The organism is Microbulbifer regidiadema (SeqCode), from assembly GCF_052467605.1.
In genome coordinates, this window is record NZ_CP174316.1 from 2885439 (window position 1) to 2911133 (window position 25695).

Here is a 25695-nt window from a genome sequence, read left to right on the forward strand (position 1 = left end):
TCAAGAAAATCCTATTCAGCCTAAATAATGACTTAACTAATAACCTCCATCCTCAATAATTTTCTTTTTAATTTCCTCTGATTCCTTACCGTATTTATCGACATAAATAGGCCATTTAAGCGGAGCAAAGTCTTCAGTTAAAGTGGTGTCCCCACTAACTTTTAAGGATTTAGCCAAACTCTGCTTACCGGCATCGTCAAATTCTAGTTGCACGCTTGCAAATACCTTATCCAAAAGGCTCAGCATTTCCTTGTCATTAATTTCCTTGCCAAGTTTTCCGATAAGCCTAGAACAGTTCTGACCAAAGCTTGCTTCAAGCATTACAAAGATGCTATCAGACACAGGAAACAGTAATATTTGCCTTATCGTTGGGTTATACCCCGTCTCAGCTTCAATTCTAAATCTAGCCGCAGGTACCGGCAGAGAATTAACAACCTACCAATTGACCGGCGCCTGATGCGTGGGAGATCCTTCAGATGATCTATACCCATAATTGGAATTGAGCAAATGCACAACCGCCAATTCAAATATTTTGGGATGAAAAACGGATGTATTGTCTGGCTGATACTTCCAGCGATAAGCTGCAATATTAAATCGAATATTAGATAGGCACCCCGTAAACCAACTGCCATAAAATGCCCAGACACGGTGTAATATGGGCCAACGCTGCCAGCCTTGGTTTTTTATACCGTTAGAAAGATAACGATCGGTATAGCCTTTTTTGACATGATCTCCTCCAGGATTTATCGTTTCATACTTGCGCCCACCTCCGTCATGGCGGGGCAACTGGAGGCTTAATTGAGCTCCAGCAATCATTATTTTCTTACGCCTGGCACTCTCAAAATCAGGCCCCACAGGCGTGACCGGGACTTCAACCTCGCGCAGACTCAACCTTGAATATTTCAGAAAATTTCGCATCAAAGGCGACCTTGAATATGTTTATTATGAAACCTGGGAGCAAAACCTCTGGTTAGGGCATTCGCCATTTTTAATGCCACAACAGCAGATACTGTATAAGCCCCCACAAATTTTAAGATCTCAGGAATGGCCGGAAAAAAGATAGACAATCCGGCCAAGATAGCAGCAGCCACACTTAATACAGCCACGCCCTGCGCACTCTTTACAAGGGCAAGTGTATCTATTATGGCCTGAGTCCCCTTATATATATCCTCTGCATTTCTCCATCTGGCAAGAATCGTTCTAAAATTCGTTTTATTCCCTACCCAATCGGTTAGCCCTGTTTTAGAGAAATGTCTATCAATATTAAGTCCGAGTTTATGTGCCGCCTTTATCGCATCCAGGGGCGGGGTAGTCGGCCTGTGCATATACACAAAATGATTTTCCAATCGAACATCTTGGTCCGCCAGGATTTTCATCGCCTGAGTCAAAACCGCAGACCCGCCAAATTCGGAAATCCAGCATACAGCTATAGTCTCTCTGGCATCATACATGGTTTTTGCCAGCAGAAGCGCTGATTCGTGTATACGCTTATCCTCTAGTGCATTGCGGTATGACTTCAACCCAGGGAGCTTCTCTAACTTAGGGGTATAATGTAAATCATATCCAGTTGCTTCAAGGTTGGCACCTGAAGTAAAAGGAGCCTTTGCAAGACGTTTAAATATAACCTTAGCTGCTTCATCTGCATCAGCATAACTACCATCGACAATCGCGACTTTTCTGCATGTCTTTTCTTCAATACCTTTTTTTCTTTTAAATCTTGTATTCCATTTACCACTTTTAAAAGAAGCCAAGAAAAGTCCCGACCTATCTTCCTGCTTCTGCAACTCATAAAAGTTCAAGTTCGCTTCCAGAAAAAGTATTTTAAAAGTATTAGATGGCAGCTTTTCTACTGTTGCCTTACAGCCGGGCAGAATCATATAAAACTCTTCCGCTCCATCTCTACGCACCGCACTCCGTTTGATAAAGATATTATTTTGGTGCACCCCCCCTGACACGAACTGGTGCAGTCCGTTTACCGAAATTTGCGCCCAGAAATTTCCTCTTCTCGCTTTACTTATCATCTCATGATATATAGGCTCGGCCTGAGAGGTAATGGTTTCCGGTTTTCCTGCTGCATTACCCGCAACCATCAATTCACGCTTAAATATTTCATTTGAAAACATATTTAACTCAACTTACCGATAGATACATACATCTACAATCATATAAAACTATAATTGTATATATCCTCAATCCAACCCTCCAACAAAACATAAAACCTGATAGTCAGTACAAAATCGATAAGCAGATAAATTCTATTAGGTTCTTTTGTGAGCACTTCTCTTTTTCCCCTAACCCTGCGCTCAAATATTGGCTTATTATAAATTTCGATTAATATAGATATAGCCCAGGTACCTATCTCTAATCTCCCGCACATATTTAACCGGTTCCCGCCCCCGTACATAACCAAAGCGGCTTTGGCGGTAGTATTCCGGCCGGGATAACAGCAGCATTGCCTGTTCCACATGGCCAAACCATTGATTGGGATCTAATTCCAACTGCTGAGCCAACGTCCTGGCATCACGAACATGGCCGTGACCCGCATTATATGCAGCCAGGGTAAAATAGATTTTCTGCTCCAGAGGTATATCTTGTGGGAAGCGTTTATCCAGCCACCCCAAATAGGATACTCCTGCGCGGATACCGTTTTCTGGAGTATAAAGATCGTTAACGCCCAACTGCTTGGCTGTACGGGGCAATACCTGCATCAGACCCTGGGCGCCGGCAAAAGAGCGTGCGCGGGGGTTAAATTGACTCTCTTGGTACATCTGCGCAACCACCATACGCCAATCCCGATCTGTAGCCTCTGTATATTTTTTTACAATGGGATCAAAGGGCGATAACTCATCAGTGCCGCGCAGGCGCTGCCCCTGATGTCGAAGGATACGTTTATGTTCCTTGAAGTATTTATTGTAAGTAACGTTAAAAAACAGGTCCCGGTTATGCTTATTCAGAAAGCTGTTCAGCTGCTCCAGTAATAGCGGCTGACCAGTTCGAACAGCCCAAGCAATATCCCGCTCGCCGGATAACTCACCCACTAGGGTAAAGTCGTCCCGGTAAGTACTCTCAATAGCCGCCAAGTGTGAATCAACCACGGTATAGGGAAAAAGACCACGGGCGACAGCATCAATAAGAGATTCGCTGGTAGCACCTTTTAGGCGGTGGATCTGTAGTGGCACTATATTCTGTTCGCGCTGCCTCTGTATTAATTTTAGCAAACTCTCGTAATAACTGGTTGTCGGATTAACCGCGACAGTTTGCCCGGAAAGCAGAATCTCCGCAGGCAGTAATTCGTTAGCCGATGCACTTGGCTTAGCAGCTACTATTTGTTCCTTAACGGTTATATAAGGTCGGGAAAATGCCAGCCCCTGCTGGCGACGAGCTTCGGTTATAGTGAGCGATGCGGCAATCATATCCCCGAGCCCATCATTTAATGCCTCGCTCAAGTCCTGATCCTTGTCAGGTACGACCATACTTAAACGCAACTTATGCTCGCGGGCAAATTCTTTTAGCAGGTCATAATCAAACCCCATCAACTCACCGCGCCAGATAAAATAGGAGGCCGGATGATTGCGCGTAACTACCCTCAGGGTTCCACTCTCTTGAATTTCCGGCCAATCTCGCAGTGGTTGTTCGCGGTTCTGGCTGGCCAGTACCAGCTCGGCGGTAAAGAATTCATTCAGTTCACGCCTTAGTGCTGTAGCCTCTCTGCGTACCGCCCAGGCAATTGCCCTGCGCGAATCCAGCTCTCGACTAATTGCCAGTTGTGGGAAATCCCCCAGAAGTACATCGGCCAAATTACTATCAATAATAGTTGCCGGGTATTCACCGGCAGCCACCGCAGCAAGCAGGTCGCTACTTCCTAGCGGTCCATCCAGGTAGGTAACTTGATAATTTTTTGCATCGGCCCTTTGCCGCAGCGTTTCTGCAAAAGCGCTGCCACGACGCAGGGCTACTTGTAGGGGCTGCGCTTTTTGCCCCGCTTGCCGCTGGGTAATTAATAACTCATCGACATATTTGAGCGGACGGGTAAAGGCCACAAGCGCCTGGCGCTCTTGCGTGCGTGAAAAATTAGTGGCAATCACATCTCCGCGCCCGTCAATAAGCGCGGGAATCAAATCGGCAAAGTTATCCACATAGACCCACTGGGGCTTTAACCCCCGGCTGTGGGCAAATTCTTCCGCGAGTTTGCGCCACTCCCCCGCTGGCAGCCCCTCGCGGGGCAGGGTGTTCTCCAGGGGCCCCTTCGGCGCAAGCAGGCGCAATACCCCCCGCTCCAGCAAAGCCGCTAAATCCCCCAACTCTACATAATTGTTAAACGAGGGTTCAGTCGCTGTCTTTTTTTGTGCTGCCAGCTCTACTTTTTTGCTGGGTTCTATTAATGCCGCTGAGCTGTTGTCAATAGGAGCATCACCCCGCTCGCAAGCGGCAACTAATAATAGTGAGATAAGTACCAAAAAGATAACGGAAAGCCGCTTTCTGCCCACAGTGCACCCTTTCTTATTTTATGAGGTGTTGCGCTATAGAAACTACTAACGCACCTTATGATAGGGGATTGCTGCTATCGCAGACAATCGTACCAACTTATGGCGAGCCCCTATAAAAAAGCCCGACAAACTTAATTGTCGGGCAAATATACGTTGGCGGATGTTGGATGTCTCTTACACAGAGTGACAAGCTTTTTTATTCAATGAGCACTGTTATTGTTGCTATGACGACTTGGGTTTGCCCTTCAGCTCTGCCAACCTCATTTTTATTTGTTGATTCTGCTCCTCATCGGAAAGCTCAAACATCAGTGGCTTCGCCACCCGGGCAAAGTATTCCGCATCTTTCTTTTGGTAGAGCTCTTCTGCCAGCCACTGGGCAATATGCAGTTCGCGGGGAGCGCGCTTATAGGCCTGCTCGAGCTTCTCTAAGTACTTTTCTCGGGGGTAATCCAGCATCTCCATCGCCATCGCCAGGCCAAACCAGTGGGATGCATTTTGTGGCTCTTCCTCCACCAAAAAGTCGAACTCCTCTTGCGCCATTTTCAAGCTGTGCGAGTCCCGCTGGCTGCCCGGCGCCATCGCCTGCTGATTAACGGTTAACCAGGCGTGGGCACTCAGATACCAGAGTTGTCTGCGGTCCTGGCTGGGAACACTGGCGAGCAGGTGGCTGGCCTGGGGGAAGTTACCCAGACGCAGGTCGGCGCTCGCTTTGATCGCCGCCAGTTCAGTACTGTAAATACCGGTGCTGTATGCATACTCAATCAGCTCGTCCAGGGCCAGCAGGTTGTAACCAGACTGGGCAATAAATCCAGCCAGGATACTCACCGACTCCCTTTTACTGAGGCGCTTAACCGTAGGGCTGGCCTCTTTAAAGTCCGCCGGGATAGCGCCACTGAAATGTTCGAAGCTATCCGCCTTATAAGTTGCTACATAGGCCTTCTCAATTTCTTTCACCGACATCCCCAGCGCCTCTTCCAGGGCGGCTACCGGATCGGCACCTTCGTTATAGGCTTTGACGAAATTCTCAAAATTGTCCTGCTTACCACTTTTCATCATCAACCAGTGAGACAAAATCCAGCCCCCGGCATAGACATCGGCCTTTTCCTCCGCATCGGTGTTGTACACCGTGGCACGCAGCAGGTCTTCCAGCGGCATAAGCCCGGTATACATCAGGGTCATAGCCCGCTCACTGGGAATAGAGCCAATCTCGTAACGCCCCTTTTCCGGGAAGGACATGGTGGCCATAAACTCGGCAAAACCCTCACTGTACCAATAGGGGTAGTGGGTGGTGTTGCCGTTATAGCTCAGGAAGTGGGTGTATTCGTGGAACAGGAATTCGCGCGCTTTGAGCTGTCTCTCAACACTGCGGCCATCTAAGTTCACCAGGGCGTAGTTGCCCTCTGCGGAGGTGTCGAACAAACCGTTGGTCATATCCGCCAGCTCAACCCCCACCAGATTCGCATAGGTATCCCGGTCGGCTGCGGCATAGATGGTTAATCGCTCACCCTTCGGATCTGCGTCGAGTAATTCCAACGCTACTGCGCGATAGCGCTCCAGATCTGCCACCAGGCTTTTGACGGCGTTGGGATCGCCATCGGTAATCACACGAAAATTATCACTGTCGACTTCATACCAGGTCTCCTGCCCCAAGCTGCGCGGCGCGGCGTAGGCAGAAGCGATAAATCCGAAACAAAGTACTAATAGAACAACTGAACGAGAAACCATAATTCGGGCCACCGAGTCATTGTTGCACAAGCCCTCCCTAGCCGATTCGCGAAGACGACACAGTAGCGGCTTTTACTGATCAAAAAAAGAGCAAACTGATCACAAAGTAGCTTTTCGCCTAATTTTTTGTGACCAAAAAGACACGAAATAAATGACTGACGGGAGAAATTTCTCGGGGTAGCTTGCGACAAGAAGAGAGACGAGCATCTCAAATTTGAGCCTGTTTATGCACAAAACCAGGGCAAACTTCTATAGTACGTGGTCGACCAAGGAGGGAATCCTGGTCAAAAAAATAATAATGATTTCAGTAAATGAGAGAAAGCTAATGAATACCAAGCCACTACTGGCGCTGCTTGGCGGCGCCTTAATGTCTGTCCATGCCTGGTCGGCACCGGAGTATCTCGCCGACGTGGATATTACTTCTTTTGACGGTACAGTCCTGGATGCAAACCTGTTTATCCCCGAGACTCCCGCGCCGACAGAGGGTTACCCCACAGTTATTTTTACCAATAGCTGGGGGCTGGAAAAACACCAATATCACTTCCAAGCCAAAGAGCTGGCAGAAAACGGCTACCTGGTGCTCAGCTACTCCACCCGGGGCTTTGGGCATTCGGGAGGTCTGGTTGACGTCGCTGGGGATAACAGCATCAAGGATGTGGGTGTGCTGATCGATTGGCTGGAAAGCAATTACCCAGTAGGCAAACTGGGGATGGCCGGAATTTCCTACGGCGGTGGTATTTCACTAATGAGCGCTGCCAAGCACCCGCGCGTCGACGCCGTGGCCGCACTCTCCGGTTGGGCCGATGTAGTGGAAGCCCTATACCCCAATGAAACCGTCAATCTGGTGTGGGGTACGCTGCTTGTTGCCACCGCCTTCCAAAAAGAGGCGGAACTCGAACAGATATGGAGTGATCTGCGCGATGGCGAAAATATGGATCAGGTCATCAATTTCGGTGCGCAGCGCTCCGCAGTCGGTTATGTGAACGAAATTAATCAAAACGGTACAGCGGTATTGCTCTCAAACAATTTCGCCGACTACCTGTTTAAACCCAACAGCATGACCGATTTTTACTCCCTGCTCGAAGGGCCTAAAAAACTGATGCTAAACCCCGGCACCCACGCGATTACCGAGATCCTCGGCGGTAATGACGGCCATATCTGGTCTACCAGTTTCCGCTGGTTCGACCACCACCTGAAGGGTGAGGACAACGGCATCGACACCGAGCCCAAGGTGGATATGACGGTACGTATCAGCAATAAGCTGGAGCAGTTCGAGGACTATCCGGTAACGGACGAGAGCACCACCTGGCATCTGCAACCCCGCTTCACCCTGTTCAACAATGGCAGTATGGAGACTGACAAGTACGACGGCTGGAGCTGGAGCAATGAGTTCCACGGCGGCTCAGATACCTTTGCCGGCACCGGGATTCCGCTGATTTCCGATGCCCTTGAGGGCTTCGGTATCCCCGTTTACGCCCCGATGATGGCCATCAATGGGTATTACGCCATAGAGTACAACTCGCCCACCCAATGGGAGACTCTCAAGATTCGCGGTGAACCCAAACTGGAAATGTGGGTGGAACCCAGCAAAGAGGAAGTCCAGCTCAATGTACACCTCTACGATGTGGGCCCTTTGGGACTGGGACGCCTGATCACCCATGCCCCAATCACCCTGCACTCAGACAGGGCCGGACAAGAGCAGAAATTTGAAGTGGACTTTTTCACCACCAGCTACGATGTACCCGTTGGTCACCGTGTGGTCCTCGCCATTGATACTCAGGGCTATGTCTACCAAAAGCCGGAGGATACTAATTACAGTATCACGGTACCCTACAGCAGCAGTAAGGTCTCCAGCCTGACCATACCGCACCTGTAAGTCTCACTCCACAGAAACCCGGCACTCAGCGCCGGGTTTCCTCCCACCTTCCCCTCTCTCCAGCTATTTTGCAGCGCGTAATTTTTCTCCAAATCGGTACAATCAATCTTTTGCAATCTTTGGCCGAGTGTTCGCCCACCATGAAAAAGAATATCCCGCTCGCCCTGCTGACTGCGGCCCTGCTCTCAGTAGCAGGTTGTAACCCCGCAGAAAAAGCAGCGGAATCGACAAAACCCCTCAGCTCCCAGGAAGTCGAAACAAAGACCCCGGCTAAGGCGCCAGAGGGCCGTCTGCCCGAGGGAACCACCCCCCTGGATTACCAGCTGGAGTTGGTGCTGGACCCGCGCAAAGACACCTTCACCGGCAAGGTGGATATCGATATCCAGCTGGCGCAAGCCGCCCAGCATATCTGGCTGCACGGCAAGAACCTGAGTGTGCGCGAAGCTTACGCACAGCTTGAGGACGGCCGCCAGATCCCGGCCGAATACAGGGAAGTACTAGACAGCGGTGTCGCCATAATAGAATTTGCGCAGAAGATTGATGCGGGCACTTTCAAACTGCATATCGACTACAGCGCTGCATTTGACCGCAACCTGGCCGGGCTTTTTAAGGTCGAGGAACAGGGCGATACCTATGCCCTGGCAAAATCTGAATCCATCCAGGCCCGCAAGTATTTACCCGGCTTTGACGAACCCGGCCTGAAGGCGCCCTTTACTGTCAGCCTGACCATTCCCACAGGCTACACAGCTATCAGCAATGGGCCCGAGCTGAAGCGCGAAGCGGCGGGTGACGGCATGGAGAAAGTCACTTTCGCCACCACACCACCGATGTCCACCTACCTGCTGTCCCTGTCGGTGGGCCCCTTTGACCTGGTTGAGCGCCCGGCCATTCCGCCGAACAAATATCGCAAGGACCCGATCCCCCTGCGTGGCTTCGCCCGCAAAGGTCGCGGTGAGGATATGAATTACATCCTCGATATCACCCCCAAAATGGTGGAGACCTTCGAGACCCAGCTACAGCGCCCCTACCCGTTCAAGAAGCTGGACATTATTGCCGCCCCCCAGTGGCCCAGTGGCGCGACTGAGTTGTCTGCGGCAATTACCTATCGCGAACAGCGTATCCTGGTGGGCGACAACCCGGCACCGGGCACCCGCCTGGCCCTGGTAGAAGTGCATGCGCACGAAATTGCCCATATGTGGTTTGGCAATCAGGTTACCCCGCCCTGGTGGGACGACCTGTGGCTGAAGGAAGGTTTCGCCACCTGGGGAGAGGCACTGGCCCTCACCATTATGGAACCTGAAGCGGGGCACGACCTCAACGCAGCCACCTATGCGATCGGCGCCATGCAACTGGACTCACTGGCCAGTACCCGCGCGATCCGCGAGCCCATCGCGGACAACAACAATATCCGCAACGCCTACGACTCGATCACTTACTCGAAGAGCCTGGGGGTTATCCACATGGTGGACACCTATTTCGGCGCTGAGAACTTCCGCCCGGCACTGGGGCGTTACCTGGAAACCTTCTCCGACAGCGTGGCCGACTCGCCGCCCTTTTACAAAGTGATCGGCCGGGAAACCAACACCCCGGAGCTGACCGAGACCTTCCGCAGTTTTGTCGAGCAGAAAGGTGTTCCACAACTGGATATCTCTGTGGACTGCAATAGCGCAGGCAAGGCCTCGCTAGTGGTTCAGCAGAGCCGTTACAAACCCCTGGGCTCCCCGATCGCCGACACCGGCGATAAATGGAGTATCCCCTTCTGCTTCAGCACCGATAGCGGCGCGCAGCAGTGCCAGATCCTGACCGAACCGCGCGAGACTCTGGAAATCACCGGCACTGCCTGCCCGAACTGGGTAATGCCCAACGCCCAGGGCAGCGGCTACTATCGCTGGAACCTGCCCCAAGCGCAGTGGCAGGCACTGATTCAACAATTTGCCCAGTTCTCTGCCACTGAGCAGCTGTCCATTATCGACAGCGCCTTCTCCGCTTTTGAAGCCGGCAATCTCACCGCCGCGCCACTACTGGAAGTGGTGCGTAAATCCGCGCTGGCGGACAAGCGCCAGGTGATCACCATGCCGCTGCGCTATTTGCAGAAATACCGGGATAACTACCTGGATAAATCCCAGCGCTCTGCCTTCCTGAACTTTGCCCAGAAGCTGTACCTGCCGATACTCAAGCGCAGCGCCGACAGCGGTGATAGCGACCAGCAGATGCTGCACAGCGACCTGCTCACCTTTATGGCGCAAGTTGCCGAAGATCCAGATGCACGCAAACAATTACAGCAAATGGCAACCGCCTTTACCGGCTTTAAGCAGGAACGGGACCCGAAGGCGTTAAGCTCTGACCTATACCAGGCTGCCCTGAGTGTGGCAGTACAGGATGCGGGGGAAGATTTCCTCGCACACCTGATCAAAGTGCGCGCCGAGCTGGATGATCCCCGCTTTGAAAATGCCAGTGCCAATGCCATCGGCAGCAGCAACAATCCCAAGCAAGTGGAAACCATTCAGGCACTGGCGCTCAGCGACGAAATGGGACCGAGGGAATCCTTTGGCCTGATCCATTACGCCCTGACCCAATCCAGGGTTCAGGAGCAGCACTGGGCGTGGCTGCAACAGAACTTTGACAAGGTGGTAGATAAGATTCCGGCGCAGATCCGCCGCCGCACCCCCTCACTTGCCGCTGGTTTCTGCGATAAACAGCATCTGGGTGAACTGCAACAGCTCTTTGCCCAGAAAGGTGATTTAACCCCCGGATACCCGCGCAGCCTGGCGCAAGCCGAGGAGAGAATCCAGCTGTGTATGGCACTAGAGAAAAAGGGCAAGGCATTAATGGGAGCCCTGCCGAAGGCAGTCAATATCGCCGCTAAACAATAAAAAAATAAAAGCTGTTATTTAAATAGCGATTCAAAAAGGCCGGTATTACTTGGTAATACCGGCCTTTTTTATCGCTGTTCGCATTTGACTGAGGTTCCTATGACATTATGGACTTGCTGTGCTTGCGCAGCCGGAATGCCAGCCAAATCAATGGCAGCCCCAAAATAATGGCATAACCGCCGATAACCCAGAGCAGTGCCAGGGCTCCGATAGCCGGGCTAACTAAAATCGCAACTCCGAAAATCACCGAGAGAGCCCCGATAACGATAAGCAGCCACTCGTTATCAATTTCCTTGCGCAGGTGGATAGCGCCGATAATTTCGAAGAGACCCCGCACCAGGGCCCAGGCACCGATAAAAACCACCAATACCAAAGCGGTAACCTGCGGGAAAATAAAAGTCACAATACCTGCGGCCAGACTGATCAGCCCCGAGATAATCAACCACCACAGCGGCGTGGACTTATGCCGCCCGATCACCGCCGCCACCAGGGAAAAGACACCATCCAGAAAAGCGTAAACCCCAAAAAGCAGTACCAGGGTCAACAGGGACAGCTCCGGCCAGACAAATGTCAGCACACCAAAAATCACCGCGACGATACCGCGCAGTAGAAGTAACCACCAATTGGCAGACAGCACCTGCAAAATAGGACCGGTCGCCAGGGAAGGTGTTTCAGCGGACATAAAAAAGCCCCCAGGTTGAGCCCGCAGCCACGGCCAGATCCGCAACCGTTTTAAAAGCAACCTGCGAGCGCAGCCAGGCAGTCGACTCTGCAAAGATTGCGACCGCGCCGCAGGCCACTAATTTCAGTGTAGCTCTAAACGACAATCGGAGAATTATGCAAACTGCCCTGCGGGTCAGAAAAAAAGGAGGGAAATACTCTGGAGGGAGCGGCAGCCCAGGCTGGCTGCCGCAACAGCACAATCAGGCCAGAGAGCCGATCACACCGCGCAGTTTATCCACAACCGCGTCGATCTCGTGTTTCTCGATAATCAGCGGTGGAGACATACACAGGGCATCGCCGATACCCCGGGCCATCACTCCGGCCTCCCAGGCCATGCCAGAGACTTTGGCTCCGTATTTCCCTTTCAGGTCCTGCGGCGCACGCAGTTCAATCGCACCGACTAAACCGTAATTGCGCACATCGATCACATTGTCCAGATCTGCCAAGCTGTGCAGGGCATTCTCCCAGTGCTGGCCAATTTCACCGGCGGCGCGGGTCAGCAGGCCTTCGCGCTCGTAAATATCCAGGGTCGCCATACCCGCAGCACAGGCCACCGGGTGTGCGGAGTAGGTGTAACCGTGGAAGAATTCCACCGCACCCTCAGGGGCCGCATTCATCACGGTTTTATAAATTTCATCGCTGACAAATACCGCACTCAGGGGCACGGTTGCATTGGTAATTCCCTTCGCAGAGGTGATCATATCCGGAGTCACACCGAACTCCGTGGCCGCAAACGCAGAACCGGTACGGCCCCAGCCGGAAATCACCTCATCAAAAATCAGCAGCAGATCGTGCTTATCGCAGATTTCCCGCAGGCGTTGCAGATAGCCTTTAGGTGGCAGTACCACACCACCGGCACCGGCAAACGGCTCGACAATCACAGCGGCAATCTGCTCGGCACCGTGGAAGGCGACCAGCCTCTCCAGGTCTTCAGCCAGCTCAATACCGTGTTCCGGCAGGCCGCGGCTGAACGCATTGCGCTCGATATCCAGAGTGTGGCGCATATGGTTGGCTTTCAGCGGCTGGCCGAAGCCCTGGTAGTTGGGCGCAATACCGCCCACAGAAATGCCGCCGAAGTTTACCCCGTGATAACCCTTCTCACGGCCGATAAACATAGTGCGAGTGCCCTTGCCGCGCACACGCTGGTATTGCAGGGCAATTTTCAGGGCGCTCTCAACCGCCTCGGAACCGGAGTTACCGAAAAACACATGATCCAGGCCATCTGGAGTGTGCTTTACCAGGCGCTCGGAGTATTCAAAGCCCAACTCGTGACCAAAATTAAAAATAGAGCTGTAGTCGAGGGTTTTTGCCTGCTGGTAAATTGCCTCGGCAATTTCAGAGCGGCAGTGTCCCGCATTGCTGCACCACAGGCCCGCCGTCGCATCAATCACCTGGCGACCGCCCTTCTCGGTGAGATAAATCCCCTCGGCGTGCTCTACAATTCTCGGCGCCGACTTAAAAGTGCGGTTGGGGGTAAACGGCATCCAGAAAGCATCGGTTTGCATCTCAGACATAGTATTAATCTCCGCAAGTTCCCTGAAGTTTTAAACTGTTAATTAGGGGAGCCGCAGGCTCCCGGAAATCTGTTCGGGCTGAGGCTCAGGCCCCGAAACAGCAGTATTTGGTCTCGTAAAACTCGGCCATCCCCTCGACGCCGCCCTCGCGGCCAATACCGGACTCTTTAACCCCGCCGAAGGGCGCCACAGTGGTGGAGAAAACCCCGGTATTACAGGCGATCATGCCGTAGTCGAGCGCCTCTACCACGCGATTGGCGCGGCGAATATTTTCACTCATCACGTAAGCGGCCAAGCCGTACGGCGTTTCATTGGCGCGGCGAACTACATCGCCCTCATCGGAGAACTTCTGTATCGCCGCCAGCGGGCCAAAAATTTCCTCCTGGGCAATACGCATGCTATCGGTAACGTCCGTGAGGATGGTTGGCGCAAAAAAGTTATCGCCATTAGCCAGTTGCTCGCCGCCAATTTCAATTTTTGCGCCGGCCGCAACGGCATCCTGGACCAGCCCCTGAACCCGGTCTACGGCCCTGCGGAAGATCATCGGGCCCATATTGACCCCCTCCTCAGTCCCGTGGCCAATCTTCAGGGCCGCAACCTGCTCACGCAGCTTTTCCACGAATTCATCGTGACGCGATTCGTGTACATAGATACGGTTGGTCGCCACGCACACCTGGCCCGCATTGCGGAACTTGGTCGCCATACAGGCGCTGATGGCGGTATCCATATCCGCATCGTCAAATACGATAAACGGTGCGTTGCCGCCGAGTTCCATGGACATTTTCTTTACGGTGCTGGCGCACTGGGACATCAACAGTTTGCCCACCGCAGTAGAGCCGGTGAAGGTAAATTTGGCCACGCGGGGATCTTGGGTCAGAACCTTGCCAATGCCCGGGGAATCGCTGCCGGTAACTACGTTGATAGTCCCCTTGGGCAGGCCCGCTTGTTCAGCTAACTGGCACAGCGCCAGGGCCGATAGCGGGGTCTCCAGGGCCGGTTTAATCACCACGGTACAACCCGCCGCCAGGGCCGGGCCCGCCTTGCGGGTAATCATGGCATTGGGAAAGTTCCAGGGGGTGATACAGGACACCACACCCACCGGCTGGCGGATGGTATTCAGGCGCATGGCCGGATTGTGGGTCGGGATCGTCTGGCCGTAGGCCCGGCGACACTCTTCCGCGAACCACTCAATAAAGGAGGCGCCGTAGAGGATCTCACCTTTCGCTTCCGCTACCGGCTTGCCCTGCTCCAGGCTGAGGATCATGGCCAGATCGTCGCTGTTATCCACGATCAGCTGGTACCAACGCTTGAGCAACGCAGCTCTCTCAGTGGCTGTGCGGCGGCTCCAGGCCGGGAAGGCCGCACTGGCAGCAGCGACTGCGGCCTCGGCATCTGCGGCACTACCGTCGGCCACACGGCCCAGTAGCTCGCCGTTTGCCGGATCGCATACAGCCACAGTGGCGGCAGCGTCACGCCATTCGCCCGCAATATAGTTCTGAAATTTCAACAGGTCCGAATTTGCTAGTTCCACAGGGAAAATCCTAGTAAATAGATGTTATTAGTAGTATGCGGCGATTCTGGCCGCAGCTGACTGAGGAGAATAGTAGTATTTTTCCAACTAAAGTTTATATTTATCAAACTTTAATCGAATCCGCAGCCCGTAGCGCCGGAAACAACCTGGAAGTGCACCTATGAGCAAGACCAAAAATGCCCTGGGAGGCCGCCTCAGCGATATGGATTTGCGCCTGCTGCGGGTCTTCCGCGAGGTTGTACACGCCGGCGGGATCACCCCCGCCGAAGTCACCCTGAATATCAGCCGCTCCACTATTAGTGTGCATATCTCCGACCTGGAGACCCGTCTGGGCATGCCGCTGTGCCTGCGCTCCCGGGGCCGGGCCGACTTCAAGCTGACCCCGGAGGGAGAGGCCCTGTACCGGGCTATTCTGGAGCTCGATGGGCACCTGGACACCTTCAAAAGCCAGGTCAATGCGATCCAATCCCAGCTCACCGGCACCCTGCGTCTGGTCATGCCCGACGACGTGCTGGAAATACCGCAGTTGAATCTTCCCGCAACCATCGCCCAGCTGCGGGAGAAGGCCCCGCAACTGCGCCTGGAGGTACAGCTGGCCGCCCCCCAGGAACTGGAGTTGGAAATCCTCGCCGGTCGCGCCGATATCGGTATCAACCCCCTGCACTCGCGCCGGCCCGGGCTGGAATACCAGCCCCTGTTCTACCACCAGTCGATCCTCTATTGCAGTAACACCCACCCCTGTGCCCGGGCTTCGAGCATTGATGAGGAACTGCTCACCCAGCAGGAGCTGGCCGCGCCCAGCCACAGTGTGCTCTCCGGGGCGGCGCACCTGTACCGGCTGTTTCCCAAGCGCTCTACCGCCAACCATATGGCGGCGAGACTGGCGATGATATTGTCGGGCTGTTTTGTTGGTTTTTTACCCGAATACCTGGCCCGCAAATATGTCGAGGCCGGAACCCTTCTGCCCCTGCTGCCAGAGAGATTCCACTATCAAATTCAAAATGCTGCCACATTCAAAAAAAGCGCAACCACTCATCCCGCCGTACAACTTTTTTTACAAGCCCTGCAAGTCAATCAACAGACTTAACAAATTCGCTTTATCAGCGCTGATACTGCAATAGCCACTCCAATAATACTGAGCAAATTATGCTCCCTCGTGTATTGATCACCCAGCATAATGATTAAATAAATTCAAATAACAAAAGCACACTGACGTACAAATCAACTGTAATTTGACCCGCCACAGTGGTAATCTCAGCAATCAACAAGTAACAGGAATAGGTCGTGATAGACTTCAAAAACTCATCGGTTTTTAAGCTTAAACCCATAGATACCGCTGAAACCAGAGATGACTTCAACAAATTCCTAATCGAAGGCGAGTTTATTTTTGCAGGATTTAAAACTATTCGCGATCAGGTTGTCTTTACCAACAAGCGTATTATTGCCGCCAATGTCCAGGGTATCACTGGCTCAAAAGTAGATTACACTTCCTTACCTTTCAGCAAAATCCAAGCATTTTCTGTAGAGACTGCCGGTACTTTCGACTTGGACTGTGAAATAGAAGTTTATTTAAGTGAGATCGGCAAGGTCAGATTCGAGATAAGGGGTTCATTCGACCTTATTCAGTTCAACAAGTATATCAGTCAGTACATTTTGGACTGATATCGCCAGCGGAATAAAAAATAGCGGGCAATAGCGCCCACAGCTTTATCAATCAACTCGATAGTAGAGAGGGACATCCATGTCACAAGTCTGGTTAGAAAGCCTGATTACTGAAAATGCACAACAGGGCTTTGAGCTTGCAATGAAACTATCCAGAATGGGAGTAAAGTACACACAGCCTTCAGATGAAGTGCGGGGAAAGCTAAGATCCGCCTACGAGGAAAATGCAGATAGTCTAATCGCCTCCTCCCAGGTAGTTGCGATCAACTTCCAAACAGTTGCAGCGGCCAATAACTACTGGCGCAGCTAATTTAGCCCGGTGTTTCATCCGCTTGAGATGAAACACCCACCCTCCCAGCCAAATAGCACTAGCCCATCTCTCTTCTTCAGACAATCCAGCCGGTATGACAATTAAGGCGCATCCAAATAGGGGTTTGTCTGCGTCTAAATATCAGAGATACTAGTAACTTATAAGTTACACCAGAAATGGTACAAAATACTTATCTCTTATTTATAACTTTTATTCACTAACAGGAGAGTCTTATGCGAACACTTGGAAATTTTCTGTGGTTTATTCTTGGTGGCGTCTTTATGGGGCTCTGCTGGTGGTTTTTCTCACTGATCGCTTTTGTCAGTCTTATCGGTATTCCCTGGGGAAGAGCCTGCTTTGTGATGGGCAAGTTTTCCTTCTTCCCCTTCGGCAAAGAAGCCATCTCCCGGGAGGAGCTCACCCTGCGCGGAGATATTGGCACTAGTGGCTTTGGCTTAATTGGGAATATTATCTGGTTTCTGCTCGCGGGCATCTGGCTGGCTATTGGCCACCTTCTGCATGCCATTGTCTGCTTTATTACCATTATCGGTATACCCTTTGGTCTACAGCACCTAAAGCTTGCAGCAATATCGCTCTCACCAATCGGCAAAACGATTGTCAGCAAGGAAGTGGCGCAATCCGCCAAAATGCGCAACGCAGATTCTGAAGTTACCCGGTTGCGAGGTGGTACTTAAGGAGCCTCTGGCTTACAGAGCGGTTCACAATCAAGGCGCGGCTTCGCAGGAATGTCTAGACCTTTCAAGAAGTCGCAACGCGGAGTGTGAATCGCTCTGTAAGCCCCGAAGGGCGGGCCTATTTCAGCGGGTAATGAGGCGTATGCATAAAATCCTGATTCACTATTTCCCACAAACGATTTCCTTATTAGTGTAATATTCTTGGAGCAAGACAGACATAACGCGCAGGCTGTCGCTCTGCCGCTGTTTGTTAGCAATTTTACTACCGAGAGTCTTTCTTGCCGCTGCGCTCTTTATTCTGTTCTGCGAGCAACTTCGGTAAATTTTACTTACCCTTTTTCTTCTTAGCTTCTTCCAGGCTGATACGTGTTTTATTACTACTATTTTTCATTGCTTTTTCTCCGCAGAAGGTCAAATTGAGATAGCTCTTCATCGGTTAAATGATACAAATCAGAATCTTCATCAATCATACGATTGATTTCTTCTTCTGAAATTTCATTGAACTTCTTCTTACTTGAAAGACTTTTCAGTTTTCTTACTTGATCCAATGTAATTCTACGAATATTTTCACTCATGCAGTTAACCCGTGTTTGAAAGTGCGGCTCTCATATTGCTCAATATCTTTTTTCTTAGTCGGCCGCACAGAAATTATACGATTAACGAGAATTCCTCCCTCATATACTCTTTCTGTGTACACGACAAAAAGAACACCGAGATCACTTCTTCCTATTGTTTGGTAGCGAACCTCTCCATAGTCACGACGCGTATCTACACACTCTTAACGAAAGGGATCATCCCAAATTAAAACGGCATCGATGAAATCAATACCTCTCTGCAATAAAGTGGTTTGCCTCTTTTTCTCATTCCACTCAAACTCCACCTCATCCTCCATAAGTTGATTGAGTCGATTGCTAACGCTGGTAACATGCGATGCGTTGTTCAGCGACCGCATGCCTGCCTTTGTTAGGCGAATTACTTTTACTCATACAATTTAACCACTTTACTAGACTTACCCTTTTTGGACTTAACCTTTTTTAGCTTGCTAAGCAAATGTGGGGATACATTCCATTTTTGCCCAGACTCGGTAATGACTGTAACAGTTTTCTTATTAAATTTAACGAGCGTTCCTATTTGACGGCCTTTACCAGGCGGATCGAAACTAACTTTCTCGCCAGGAGTGAACTCCATCATTTCATTGTGAACATGAAAGGATTCTATAATTTTTAACCTCTCAACAATACGATGATTGAGTTCAATTAATTCTTCTTCAGTTAATTGATCAATGTCTATTTTCATAATATTTCTCGATCATGCTTTGAGCGCATAACGCCCACACTAAGTTTTATACACAAGTGAACCAGTGAAAATTACTACTCTGATAAGCTCTACAAGAGTATTGAGAACTTCAACTCTATCTACTACAGGCAAGATCAGATACCTAAGTAGAGAGGGATACTGGTGATTATATAATCAATATGCGCTCTACTCCAGGGAGAGCGTTAGATTTAGCGTAAAACTCAAGCGCTTTTGGTCTTACAGACAGTTAAATTTCATCCATTCCAGTCGGGAAGCTAGGCTATTTCTCTGTATGAGGCTTTGAATAGGATTCAAATATGTGTATAAAACACAGCGCCAAACTTTGGGACGGACCACGCAGTGGGACGTCCCAGCAGCCGCAGGCTGCGACAACAGCGCCTTGTTATGTGCTGCACTTGCTAATAGATACATTGTAATTACCTGGATTAACTAACAGGATATTTGCATGATTTACGATTTGACTGCCATGCCAACCGCAAAACTTGTGGTCCTTTTCTGTTTGATGACACAGAGCAAGTGCGGACTCTATTTTTCGGGCTTTGACCCCAGAGCAGTTTATAGATGTACAATTCTCATCATTTGAAACTGCTACGTTAAAACCTCTGAACGCTTCTACGCTCGACTTACACTCCTGCCCGCCTAGAGCTTGTACAGAAATAGATGATAGAGGCAAAAGCAATAGGAATAAAATTCTAATTTTTTTCATAACTCTCCCAACCGGATGACGCATAACGCCGCCAACACGCGCGGCTTTGCAGTGAAGGCGAAGCCGTAACGGAAAAGCCGTCGCCGTGCTTGGCTTTGTTAGCTTTTTCCATACAGCCACTCAATTCTTGATAGAACACCATCAATTTCATTTTCTTCAATTAATTTAACGCCACCAAAATATGAATACTCAGGTCGAAATTTATATATTGACCTAATTGATTGCTTTGTACTTTCATTGATTGGATTTGAAGCCCAAGGGTTTTCAAGGAGAATAACACCGTCCGTTGTTAGCACAAGCGCCGCCGATAGCGAAGCTCGGCTTCTAAATATTCCATCTTTATGCTGGCTATAAAACCCTGAATGGGCATCACCGTACTTTAAGACAAATCGATCTGGAGCAAATGAACTTTTATCTTTTCTTCCATAAAATGAATGCCAAATACCAAAACTACCTATATATGTATGACCGGCATGATTTAAGCTTTCGTATGGCGCCACTTTCAAACTAGAAACTTCGAATCCGTTCATCAGGTCTAGCCACAGAATATTTTCTGCACCTTGTACAGTTTGATCATTCGACCACTTATGGTTAAGAACTTTATCAATTGTCTTGTTCGCAGGGTAGGTTAAAGCCTTGCCGTCAGATCCCGTTACAGGGTGGGATATAGTAGTACGCACCATGCCACTCTGATTATCTAGCGCAGCTTTTACTTTTTCTTTTTCAGGCTGTGAATCTTGCGGACAATAGACTTCAATGTACCTATTTGACCCTATGGATAAATCAGGTGTTTTCTTCTTTTTGGCCTCAACTAACGGCTCAAGATTGCCAAAGATTTCAGAAAGAAGGCCGGAAGCTATAAGCTCCGCTGCATTCTTTGAAATAACGGAAATTTCATCTTGATTGCCTGTTATTTCTCTGCAAATTCCACGCACTTGCTCAACAACCCAAGGACGATGCTTGGATATGATTGAATCGTTCATTGCTACACTTAGCGCATGAAGCTGTGAATATGAACTACTCTTCAAGTCATTTTGTGATGCTATATGTATCCGCTTCCCCAAATAGCTATTGCGGTGGATCTCAATAGACTCATCTGAGATCAAAGAAAACAACCCTGGATTTATCCCCTTATGAATCAAATCCGTTATTTGTTCTTGCATAGTGACTCGACTCATATGATGGAAAGCTAACGCCAAGCCTGTGTTTTATACACATTATTTAAGTCCATTTAGAGCTTCTGCTGCCTCAATATAATGAAGTAGCTTGGTGTATCCCTGCCAAACGGTTTTCACCCCTGGCTCACCATCCCCTTTACGCCCCAAAAAACCTCCTAAACCTGCCAGCATGCGGGTTATATCCCTCATGCTTGGGGGTTCATTTGGTGGAGTAGTTTTATCTCGCATCATCCATATCATACGCCATTCTTTTTCAGAGTAGGCACTCGTACACGGTGCTTCAGGAAGTCTTCGTGCTCGTGTAGTTATCGAATGTAGTCGCCATCCAATAATCATATAGATCGCAATGCAGTTCAGCATTCGCTGCTCTGTTCTAAAACGATTACTTTCTATCTGACATCCACCTTTTAACACTCGAAAATAGGTTTCAATTTCCCACCGGCTTCGATACCACTCAATGATAACCCTCGCCTGCTTAAAGTCTTCAACTGAAAGATCCGTCAACAGCATCCACTCAATCCCTTTCTCACCCTCTGGTGGGGTTAATTCTTTAGCCAGTACAGCATAGAGAGAAAGTGGTCTTTTAGATTTTCCTTTTCCTAGTAATCGTATTTCAGTAGTGGATACGCTAACTTTGGCTTTTCTTCCAGGTTCTCCATTCCGCTTGGGAATATCTACCGTGTATTGACCAATAGATTTCTGCTCATTCATATGATCCCAAAGCAAAACCGTTTCTTCTCCATCGATCTCTAAAGTGCGATTGGCCTTAGCTCGAACGATATAGCTCGCCCGCCTCTGTTCGCTTTGATCTTCAGCCAGTTGAAACCACTCATGAATATCACCCTCTCTATCAGCAATACTCACAATTGTGCTTTCAGGACAGCGCTCCTGTATCTGACAAGCAGATTCGTAATGGTCTAGCCAGCGTCGACTCTCCTTATCCTTTATCGACTTGGTATAGCGGGAATTGGCGCTTGACTCCTTATCTCTCTGCCACATACTGCCCTCAACGACACCCAAGTTAACTCTTGATGGCGTTATAGCGATGGAGGTGTGCAACAGTTGCTGATTGGTCTCTTTCCGCCTAAGTGTTCCCATCTCTTTACTTTCTAAGTCAGTGGCAAAATTTAGAAAGGTGGTATCTTGAGGGATAAGAACAACGGGCTGCGCCTTGATTCTCTCAAGAGTTGCTGATTTATGGCCGCTCATAATAGAGTCAAAGTTGACTTTATCATTTTCGATAAAACGATAAGCCGCAAACGTTTCTGCCCAAGTTTTGTTTGCACAGGGAATGCTACTCTTTGGATCTGAACTTAAACTACTAAGAATATTGGACAAGCGCTTATTCAAGCGTGTATCACCCATAACCTGATTTTTTACTTCGTCCATGACCCAGTCCTGCATAATAATCCAATCAAATCAAATCTGTAATTCTTACCAGGACAAACTGTAACTTATTGATTTACATAATAAAACTGGAAAAACTTGTGTATAAAACTTAGCGCCAAGCTTTGGGGCGGTCCACGCAGTGGGCCGTCCTAGCAGCCATAGGCTGCGACAACAGCGCCTTGTTATGCATTTACCACTCCCAATGCGGCAAAACCGTAGCCCATGAAGATAATGCCGCCAGCGAAAAAACCTAGCCACCAAAATTCGCTTCTTCCGATACCCGATAAAAGCTTCTTTTTGTATATAAATATCTTTGCGCACCAGTAGGTAGCAGTACAAAGAGCGACAAAGGATATAAACCCTAACCAGCCACCCAAAGCTCCTATGACTAATAATGAACTTCCAAGAGAGGCTGCCATCCCTGCTAACAAACCCTCGAGAAGATAGTCACTGTTCTTTTTACTGTCCTGTCTTCGAAACCAGCTCATGAGTCACCAGAAGATGCATAACGCCCGCCGCACAGGCGAGCAACTTGTTGCGAGTCCAGCGCACGAAGTGCGCGCTTGTGCCGGCTCTTGTTAGAGAGCTAGCGCACTACCGGCACTGACATGAAACGGTTCCCCAACAACCTCAACTGCTTCTGGAACAGGCAAGTTGTTACCACAACAGTCTATTTCAATGTATTCAACCATTCCTGATTTTCCTGAGAATATTAGGATCTCTAACGTTTTACCGGCTTCTGCAAGATTAAAGTTTGCTTCAAAAATTACACCATATTTACCTGGAACTGCAATTGCTTTGGTGAAAGCCGGGACCAGGACCTTGAAACTATTACAACCGCACTGACAGAACTCAGAAAACACGGCTTTATCGAGGTGATTCTTTAGCGCTGGTGCATCAGGGAACTGACATCTCTCTAAAATAAAGTTAATCCAATCCCGCGCCCTATGTTCGTTATTCATTGGTTCTCTAACGCCAAGGCTGTGTTTTATACACATATTTGAATCCTATTCAAAGTCTCATACAGAGAAATAGCCTAATTTCCCGACTGGAATGGATGAAATTTAACCGTCTATAAGACCAAAAGCGCTTGAGTTTTACGCTAAATCTAGCGCTTTCCCTGGAGTAGAGCCCATATTGATTAAACAATCACCAGTATCCCTCTCTACTTAGGTATCTGATCTTGCCTGTAGTAGATAGAGTTGAAGCTCTCAATACTCTTGTAGAGCTTATCAGAGTAGTAATTTTCACTGGTTCACTTGTGTATAAAACTTAGCGCCAAGGTAATGGGCCGACTGGAGCGCAGCGTAAGGAGGTCCAGCCGCAGGCGCCATTGACCGCCTTGTTAGAAGTGACTCTGCTTTCTACGAAGCTCAATGGTTCGCTCCTCAGCCACCACAGTGATGATGCCTTTTTTATGATCATAATTGAACGGCAAATAATAGCCTTCTTCCGTATTTCCGGCCTCATCTAGAAACCATAATTGATATGAATTTTCGCCAGTACTTTGATATTTGCACTCTGAGGCCATGCCATCAACTGGGCCGCCTACAAAGATAAAACAATCTTCAGCGCTCTCAAACTTAATCAAAGTCCGGCTTTGATCATCTTCGTGTTCCCACTCTCCCTTGATCATATTGCTTGTACAGGAGACGAGGAAAAACACAGCTAGAATGGTAGTTACGATCTTCATGGTTTTATACTTCTAACGCTGTGCACACCGGCCGGAAAAAAGCGCAGATTTTTGGAGGTCCAGCCCACGCAGTGGGCGATGGTGCTGTACCTTGTTAAATTATAAATTTCAAACATTGCGCCATACTTATTTATATAAATAGTCGTGCATTTTCCACATAGCATTGAAGCTACGTTCTTTATCTTTTTCGACTGCTGAATCTATATCTACGCCGGGTTTATAGGTAACGCTACCTAGCATGAATAGATCTTCTATTGTTTCTGGAGGCGATTCGACCATTCTCTTAATTTCGGCAATGTATTCTTCGGGCAGGTCACTGACAATTTCTGATGGTGTAATATCATTTGCGAGACCAACAAGCTTATTTAGAAGCTCGCCTTTTGTGACAATACCCTCGTCGTAAGAGTTGATTAGTTCTTGCACCAAAGTCATTACTTATGCCTGAAATTTAACGCCTTTGTAACGGGCAGCTTTACTGTGAAGCAGCGCTTAAAGCTGTCCAGCCCGAAGGGCGATCGTTGACAAACTTGTTAGGTGTTTGCACTACGACCCCCAACTATTGCGAACCAAAAAAATGCTACTCCAGCTAATACAACCGCAAGTGCCGTGTGGTTTGGCTCTATACTGCGTACATAAATCAAAGGCGAACCAGCCATCGCCAATGAAACAAATAGGTATGCAAGTTGCGGCCACCTTTTTGTACCGTTCATATTCTTCCGCCAGGCATTCAACAACAGAGTGCCAGCCGGAATGAAAACGATCATGAATACTTCAAATATTCCCATATATCTCTACGACACATAACGCCAAGCCTGTGTTTTATACACATATTTGAATCCTATTCAAAGTCTCATACAGAGAAATAGCCTAATTTCCCGACTGGAATGAATGAAATTTAACCGTCTATAAGACCAAAAGCGCTTGAGTTTTACGCTAAATCTAGCGCTTTCCCTGGAGTAGAGCGCATATTGATTAAACAATCACCAGTATCCCTCTCTACTTAGGTATCTGATCTTGCCTGTAGTAGATAGAGTTGAAGCTCTCAATACTCTTGTAGAGCTTATCAGAGTAGTAATTTTCACTGGTTCACTTGTGTATAAAACTTAGCGCCGTGCTCACCGGTTTAGTGAAGTTGGCGGCTTTTTTGTTCACAAAAAAGGTGACAGCTTTACCAAATCCGCGTGCAGCACCTTGTTAACCCTTTACTACGAACAGTCCCACCCTAGAAGAACCAATTTACAGTGACGACACTTGAATTTGTAAAATGCATTGTCACCTTTTGGGTAGTACCCTTCAGTCACAGTGTTCCAAAATTTCTCATCACCCTCGTAGTCAAGTATCCATTGTTTTTTTGTTTCTTCGGATGCATATTTTACATCTTCCTCTGATGCGTCTCCATGAAACTCACAAGCATCATTGCAGTGGGACAACCAGCATTCTTGCTGCCAAGATACATACCCAGGATTTCTCTGAGTTACTTCTTCTGTAATTTCTTTGGATATACCACTGCTCAGCAGAGGATGTGAATCTGAAAACTCAGCATCATATTTCTTTGCTGCATCACCATTAGCAATACACCAAGGACAAATAGAATCATCTAGATCCGCAATCGCGTAGACCGGGCCAGTGTAAATGTAACCGCTCTTTTCGCCACAGCATACGCACGTAATATCACTTTCCTCTATTACGTCGTTGCCTTCTGGATCTATATGATATTTGAACTTTGGTAATTCCATGACTCTCCTTGAGGGGTAATGCCCAGCTAAGCTGCCGGAACGGAGTTGGTTGCTTTTGTGCTATTTAAGCACAAAACAAGTGACGCAGTGGAGGTCAGATTGAGCTGTTTGGTACGCCCAGCATGGGCGTGAACTAATGGGGTGAAAGTCCCCTGTAGGAGGATCACCGTTTAATGGTCTCCATTAAATGCTAACTACTAGCAAATGGCAACTGCAAGACCGTGAGGTCTTATGGGGAGGAAGCCGCTAGCAAAGCTACGAGCTGACGAACAGAAACATC

Annotated in this window: 23 protein-coding genes and 1 pseudogene; 6 read left to right on the forward strand and 18 right to left on the reverse strand. The window is 49.1% G+C overall.

Annotated features, from left to right (window positions below; genetic code table 11):
- Positions 1 to 36: 36 nt before the first annotated feature.
- The 5 genes from ACJJIF_RS13220 to ACJJIF_RS13240 all read right to left on the reverse strand — a co-directional run bounded on the left by ACJJIF_RS13220 (position 37) and on the right by ACJJIF_RS13240 (position 6212).
- The gene (locus ACJJIF_RS13220) at positions 37 to 321 is read right to left on the reverse strand and encodes a hypothetical protein (protein ID WP_444928817.1); all 285 of its coding nucleotides are present in this window, start codon (positions 319 to 321) and stop codon (positions 37 to 39) included.
- A 114-nt stretch (positions 322 to 435) separates the two neighbouring features.
- Positions 436 to 918 carry a hypothetical protein gene (locus tag ACJJIF_RS13225; protein ID WP_444928818.1) on the reverse strand — a complete coding sequence of 161 codons (483 nt, stop codon included), beginning with the start codon at positions 916 to 918 and terminating at the stop codon, positions 436 to 438.
- The gene (locus ACJJIF_RS13230; protein WP_444928819.1) at positions 918 to 2123 is read right to left on the reverse strand and encodes a hypothetical protein; all 1206 of its coding nucleotides are present in this window, start codon (positions 2121 to 2123) and stop codon (positions 918 to 920) included. The genes ACJJIF_RS13225 and ACJJIF_RS13230 overlap by 1 nt, the downstream gene beginning before the upstream one ends.
- 195 nt (positions 2124 to 2318) lie before the next feature.
- Entirely contained in the window at positions 2319 to 4487 is a 2169-nt protein-coding gene (locus tag ACJJIF_RS13235; RefSeq protein WP_444928820.1) for a transporter substrate-binding domain-containing protein, read from the reverse strand.
- Between the two features lie 222 nt (positions 4488 to 4709).
- A complete protein-coding gene (locus ACJJIF_RS13240; protein ID WP_444928821.1) occupies positions 4710 to 6212 on the reverse strand; it encodes a hypothetical protein in 1503 nt (500 codons plus the stop codon).
- A 325-nt stretch (positions 6213 to 6537) separates the two neighbouring features.
- Between ACJJIF_RS13240 and ACJJIF_RS13245 the strand changes: the two genes are divergently transcribed.
- Both ACJJIF_RS13245 and ACJJIF_RS13250 read left to right on the forward strand, forming a co-directional pair.
- The gene (locus tag ACJJIF_RS13245) at positions 6538 to 8088 is read left to right on the forward strand and encodes an alpha/beta fold hydrolase (RefSeq protein WP_444928822.1); all 1551 of its coding nucleotides are present in this window, start codon (positions 6538 to 6540) and stop codon (positions 8086 to 8088) included.
- Positions 8089 to 8228: 140 nt separating this feature from the next.
- Positions 8229 to 10961, forward strand: coding sequence for a M1 family metallopeptidase (locus tag ACJJIF_RS13250; RefSeq protein ID WP_444928823.1), 2733 nt, complete (start codon positions 8229 to 8231; stop codon positions 10959 to 10961).
- Between the two features lie 97 nt (positions 10962 to 11058).
- Here ACJJIF_RS13250 and ACJJIF_RS13255 read toward each other — a convergent pair whose 3' ends face one another.
- From ACJJIF_RS13255 to ACJJIF_RS13265, 3 genes are all read right to left on the reverse strand, one after another.
- Positions 11059 to 11643 carry an HdeD family acid-resistance protein gene (locus tag ACJJIF_RS13255; protein ID WP_444928824.1) on the reverse strand — a complete coding sequence of 195 codons (585 nt, stop codon included), beginning with the start codon at positions 11641 to 11643 and terminating at the stop codon, positions 11059 to 11061.
- A 241-nt stretch (positions 11644 to 11884) separates the two neighbouring features.
- Positions 11885 to 13198 carry an omega-aminotransferase AptA gene (gene aptA, locus ACJJIF_RS13260; RefSeq protein WP_444928825.1) on the reverse strand — a complete coding sequence of 438 codons (1314 nt, stop codon included), beginning with the start codon at positions 13196 to 13198 and terminating at the stop codon, positions 11885 to 11887.
- A gap of 85 nt (positions 13199 to 13283) precedes the next feature.
- Positions 13284 to 14729 carry an NAD-dependent succinate-semialdehyde dehydrogenase gene (locus ACJJIF_RS13265; RefSeq protein WP_444928826.1) on the reverse strand — a complete coding sequence of 482 codons (1446 nt, stop codon included), beginning with the start codon at positions 14727 to 14729 and terminating at the stop codon, positions 13284 to 13286.
- Positions 14730 to 14889: 160 nt separating this feature from the next.
- Here ACJJIF_RS13265 and ACJJIF_RS13270 point away from each other — a divergent pair, with 160 nt between their 5' ends.
- The 4 genes from ACJJIF_RS13270 (at position 14890) to ACJJIF_RS13285 (ending at position 17396) form a co-directional block, all read left to right on the forward strand.
- Positions 14890 to 15816 carry a LysR family transcriptional regulator gene (locus ACJJIF_RS13270; protein ID WP_444928827.1) on the forward strand — a complete coding sequence of 309 codons (927 nt, stop codon included), beginning with the start codon at positions 14890 to 14892 and terminating at the stop codon, positions 15814 to 15816.
- Between the two features lie 197 nt (positions 15817 to 16013).
- A complete protein-coding gene (locus tag ACJJIF_RS13275) occupies positions 16014 to 16391 on the forward strand; it encodes a PH domain-containing protein (protein ID WP_444928828.1) in 378 nt (125 codons plus the stop codon).
- Between the two features lie 79 nt (positions 16392 to 16470).
- Positions 16471 to 16701, forward strand: a complete 231-nt coding sequence (locus tag ACJJIF_RS13280; protein WP_444928829.1) for a hexameric tyrosine-coordinated heme protein — start codon at positions 16471 to 16473, stop codon at positions 16699 to 16701.
- A 233-nt stretch (positions 16702 to 16934) separates the two neighbouring features.
- Positions 16935 to 17396 carry a YccF domain-containing protein gene (locus ACJJIF_RS13285; RefSeq protein ID WP_444928830.1) on the forward strand — a complete coding sequence of 154 codons (462 nt, stop codon included), beginning with the start codon at positions 16935 to 16937 and terminating at the stop codon, positions 17394 to 17396.
- 380 nt (positions 17397 to 17776) lie between these two features.
- On the opposite strand, the gene ACJJIF_RS13290 is transcribed toward ACJJIF_RS13285, so the two are convergent.
- The 10 genes and pseudogenes from ACJJIF_RS13290 to ACJJIF_RS13335 form a co-directional block, all read right to left on the reverse strand.
- Positions 17777 to 17971, reverse strand: coding sequence for a hypothetical protein (locus ACJJIF_RS13290; RefSeq protein WP_444928831.1), 195 nt, complete (start codon positions 17969 to 17971; stop codon positions 17777 to 17779).
- Positions 17968 to 18153 (reverse strand): annotated as a pseudogene (locus tag ACJJIF_RS13295) (BrnT family toxin); the annotation flags it as partial. The pseudogene ACJJIF_RS13295 and the gene ACJJIF_RS13290, both read right to left, overlap by 4 nt.
- A 221-nt stretch (positions 18154 to 18374) precedes the next feature.
- The gene (locus tag ACJJIF_RS13300; RefSeq protein ID WP_444928832.1) at positions 18375 to 18692 is read right to left on the reverse strand and encodes a hypothetical protein; all 318 of its coding nucleotides are present in this window, start codon (positions 18690 to 18692) and stop codon (positions 18375 to 18377) included.
- Positions 18693 to 19517: 825 nt separating this feature from the next.
- The gene (locus tag ACJJIF_RS13305) at positions 19518 to 20582 is read right to left on the reverse strand and encodes a hypothetical protein (protein WP_444928833.1); all 1065 of its coding nucleotides are present in this window, start codon (positions 20580 to 20582) and stop codon (positions 19518 to 19520) included.
- Positions 20583 to 20636: 54 nt separating this feature from the next.
- Entirely contained in the window at positions 20637 to 22001 is a 1365-nt protein-coding gene (locus ACJJIF_RS13310; RefSeq protein WP_507021839.1) for an IS4 family transposase, read from the reverse strand.
- Positions 22002 to 22168: 167 nt separating this feature from the next.
- On the reverse strand, positions 22169 to 22474 hold the full coding sequence (locus ACJJIF_RS13315) for a hypothetical protein (RefSeq protein ID WP_444928834.1): 306 nt from the start codon (positions 22472 to 22474) through the stop codon (positions 22169 to 22171).
- A gap of 90 nt (positions 22475 to 22564) precedes the next feature.
- Positions 22565 to 22948, reverse strand: coding sequence for a hypothetical protein (locus tag ACJJIF_RS13320; RefSeq protein ID WP_444928597.1), 384 nt, complete (start codon positions 22946 to 22948; stop codon positions 22565 to 22567).
- A 383-nt stretch (positions 22949 to 23331) separates the two neighbouring features.
- The gene (locus tag ACJJIF_RS13325; RefSeq protein WP_444928835.1) at positions 23332 to 23679 is read right to left on the reverse strand and encodes a hypothetical protein; all 348 of its coding nucleotides are present in this window, start codon (positions 23677 to 23679) and stop codon (positions 23332 to 23334) included.
- A gap of 126 nt (positions 23680 to 23805) precedes the next feature.
- Positions 23806 to 24111, reverse strand: a complete 306-nt coding sequence (locus ACJJIF_RS13330; RefSeq protein ID WP_444928836.1) for a hypothetical protein — start codon at positions 24109 to 24111, stop codon at positions 23806 to 23808.
- Positions 24112 to 24884: 773 nt separating this feature from the next.
- A complete protein-coding gene (locus ACJJIF_RS13335; RefSeq protein ID WP_444892121.1) occupies positions 24885 to 25415 on the reverse strand; it encodes a CbrC family protein in 531 nt (176 codons plus the stop codon).
- Positions 25416 to 25695 lie beyond the last annotated feature (280 nt).

Bases quoted from the DNA above. Each gene is read 5' to 3' on its own strand.
- aptA (WP_444928825.1), bottom strand. From the start codon at position 13,198: ATGTCTGAGATGCAAACCGATGCTTTCTGGATGCCGTTTACCCCCAAC.
- ACJJIF_RS13320 (WP_444928597.1), bottom strand. From the start codon at position 22,948: ATGAATAACGAACATAGGGCGCGGGATTGGATTAACTTTATTTTAGAG.
- ACJJIF_RS13255 (WP_444928824.1), bottom strand. From the start codon at position 11,643: ATGTCCGCTGAAACACCTTCCCTGGCGACCGGTCCTATTTTGCAGGTG.
- ACJJIF_RS13230 (WP_444928819.1), bottom strand. From the start codon at position 2,123: ATGTTTTCAAATGAAATATTTAAGCGTGAATTGATGGTTGCGGGTAAT.
- ACJJIF_RS13270 (WP_444928827.1), top strand. From the start codon at position 14,890: ATGAGCAAGACCAAAAATGCCCTGGGAGGCCGCCTCAGCGATATGGAT.
- ACJJIF_RS13285 (WP_444928830.1), top strand. From the start codon at position 16,935: ATGCGAACACTTGGAAATTTTCTGTGGTTTATTCTTGGTGGCGTCTTT.
- ACJJIF_RS13240 (WP_444928821.1), bottom strand. From the start codon at position 6,212: ATGGTTTCTCGTTCAGTTGTTCTATTAGTACTTTGTTTCGGATTTATC.
- ACJJIF_RS13250 (WP_444928823.1), top strand. From the start codon at position 8,229: ATGAAAAAGAATATCCCGCTCGCCCTGCTGACTGCGGCCCTGCTCTCA.
- ACJJIF_RS13330 (WP_444928836.1), bottom strand. From the start codon at position 24,111: ATGACTTTGGTGCAAGAACTAATCAACTCTTACGACGAGGGTATTGTC.
- ACJJIF_RS13280 (WP_444928829.1), top strand. From the start codon at position 16,471: ATGTCACAAGTCTGGTTAGAAAGCCTGATTACTGAAAATGCACAACAG.
- ACJJIF_RS13310 (WP_507021839.1), bottom strand. From the start codon at position 22,001: ATGCAGGACTGGGTCATGGACGAAGTAAAAAATCAGGTTATGGGTGAT.
- ACJJIF_RS13245 (WP_444928822.1), top strand. From the start codon at position 6,538: ATGAATACCAAGCCACTACTGGCGCTGCTTGGCGGCGCCTTAATGTCT.
- ACJJIF_RS13300 (WP_444928832.1), bottom strand. From the start codon at position 18,692: ATGAAAATAGACATTGATCAATTAACTGAAGAAGAATTAATTGAACTC.
- ACJJIF_RS13315 (WP_444928834.1), bottom strand. From the start codon at position 22,474: ATGAGCTGGTTTCGAAGACAGGACAGTAAAAAGAACAGTGACTATCTT.
- ACJJIF_RS13290 (WP_444928831.1), bottom strand. From the start codon at position 17,971: ATGAGTGAAAATATTCGTAGAATTACATTGGATCAAGTAAGAAAACTG.
- ACJJIF_RS13335 (WP_444892121.1), bottom strand. From the start codon at position 25,415: ATGGAATTACCAAAGTTCAAATATCATATAGATCCAGAAGGCAACGAC.
- ACJJIF_RS13225 (WP_444928818.1), bottom strand. From the start codon at position 918: ATGCGAAATTTTCTGAAATATTCAAGGTTGAGTCTGCGCGAGGTTGAA.
- ACJJIF_RS13305 (WP_444928833.1), bottom strand. From the start codon at position 20,582: ATGCAAGAACAAATAACGGATTTGATTCATAAGGGGATAAATCCAGGG.
- ACJJIF_RS13220 (WP_444928817.1), bottom strand. From the start codon at position 321: ATGCTTGAAGCAAGCTTTGGTCAGAACTGTTCTAGGCTTATCGGAAAA.
- ACJJIF_RS13325 (WP_444928835.1), bottom strand. From the start codon at position 23,679: ATGAAGATCGTAACTACCATTCTAGCTGTGTTTTTCCTCGTCTCCTGT.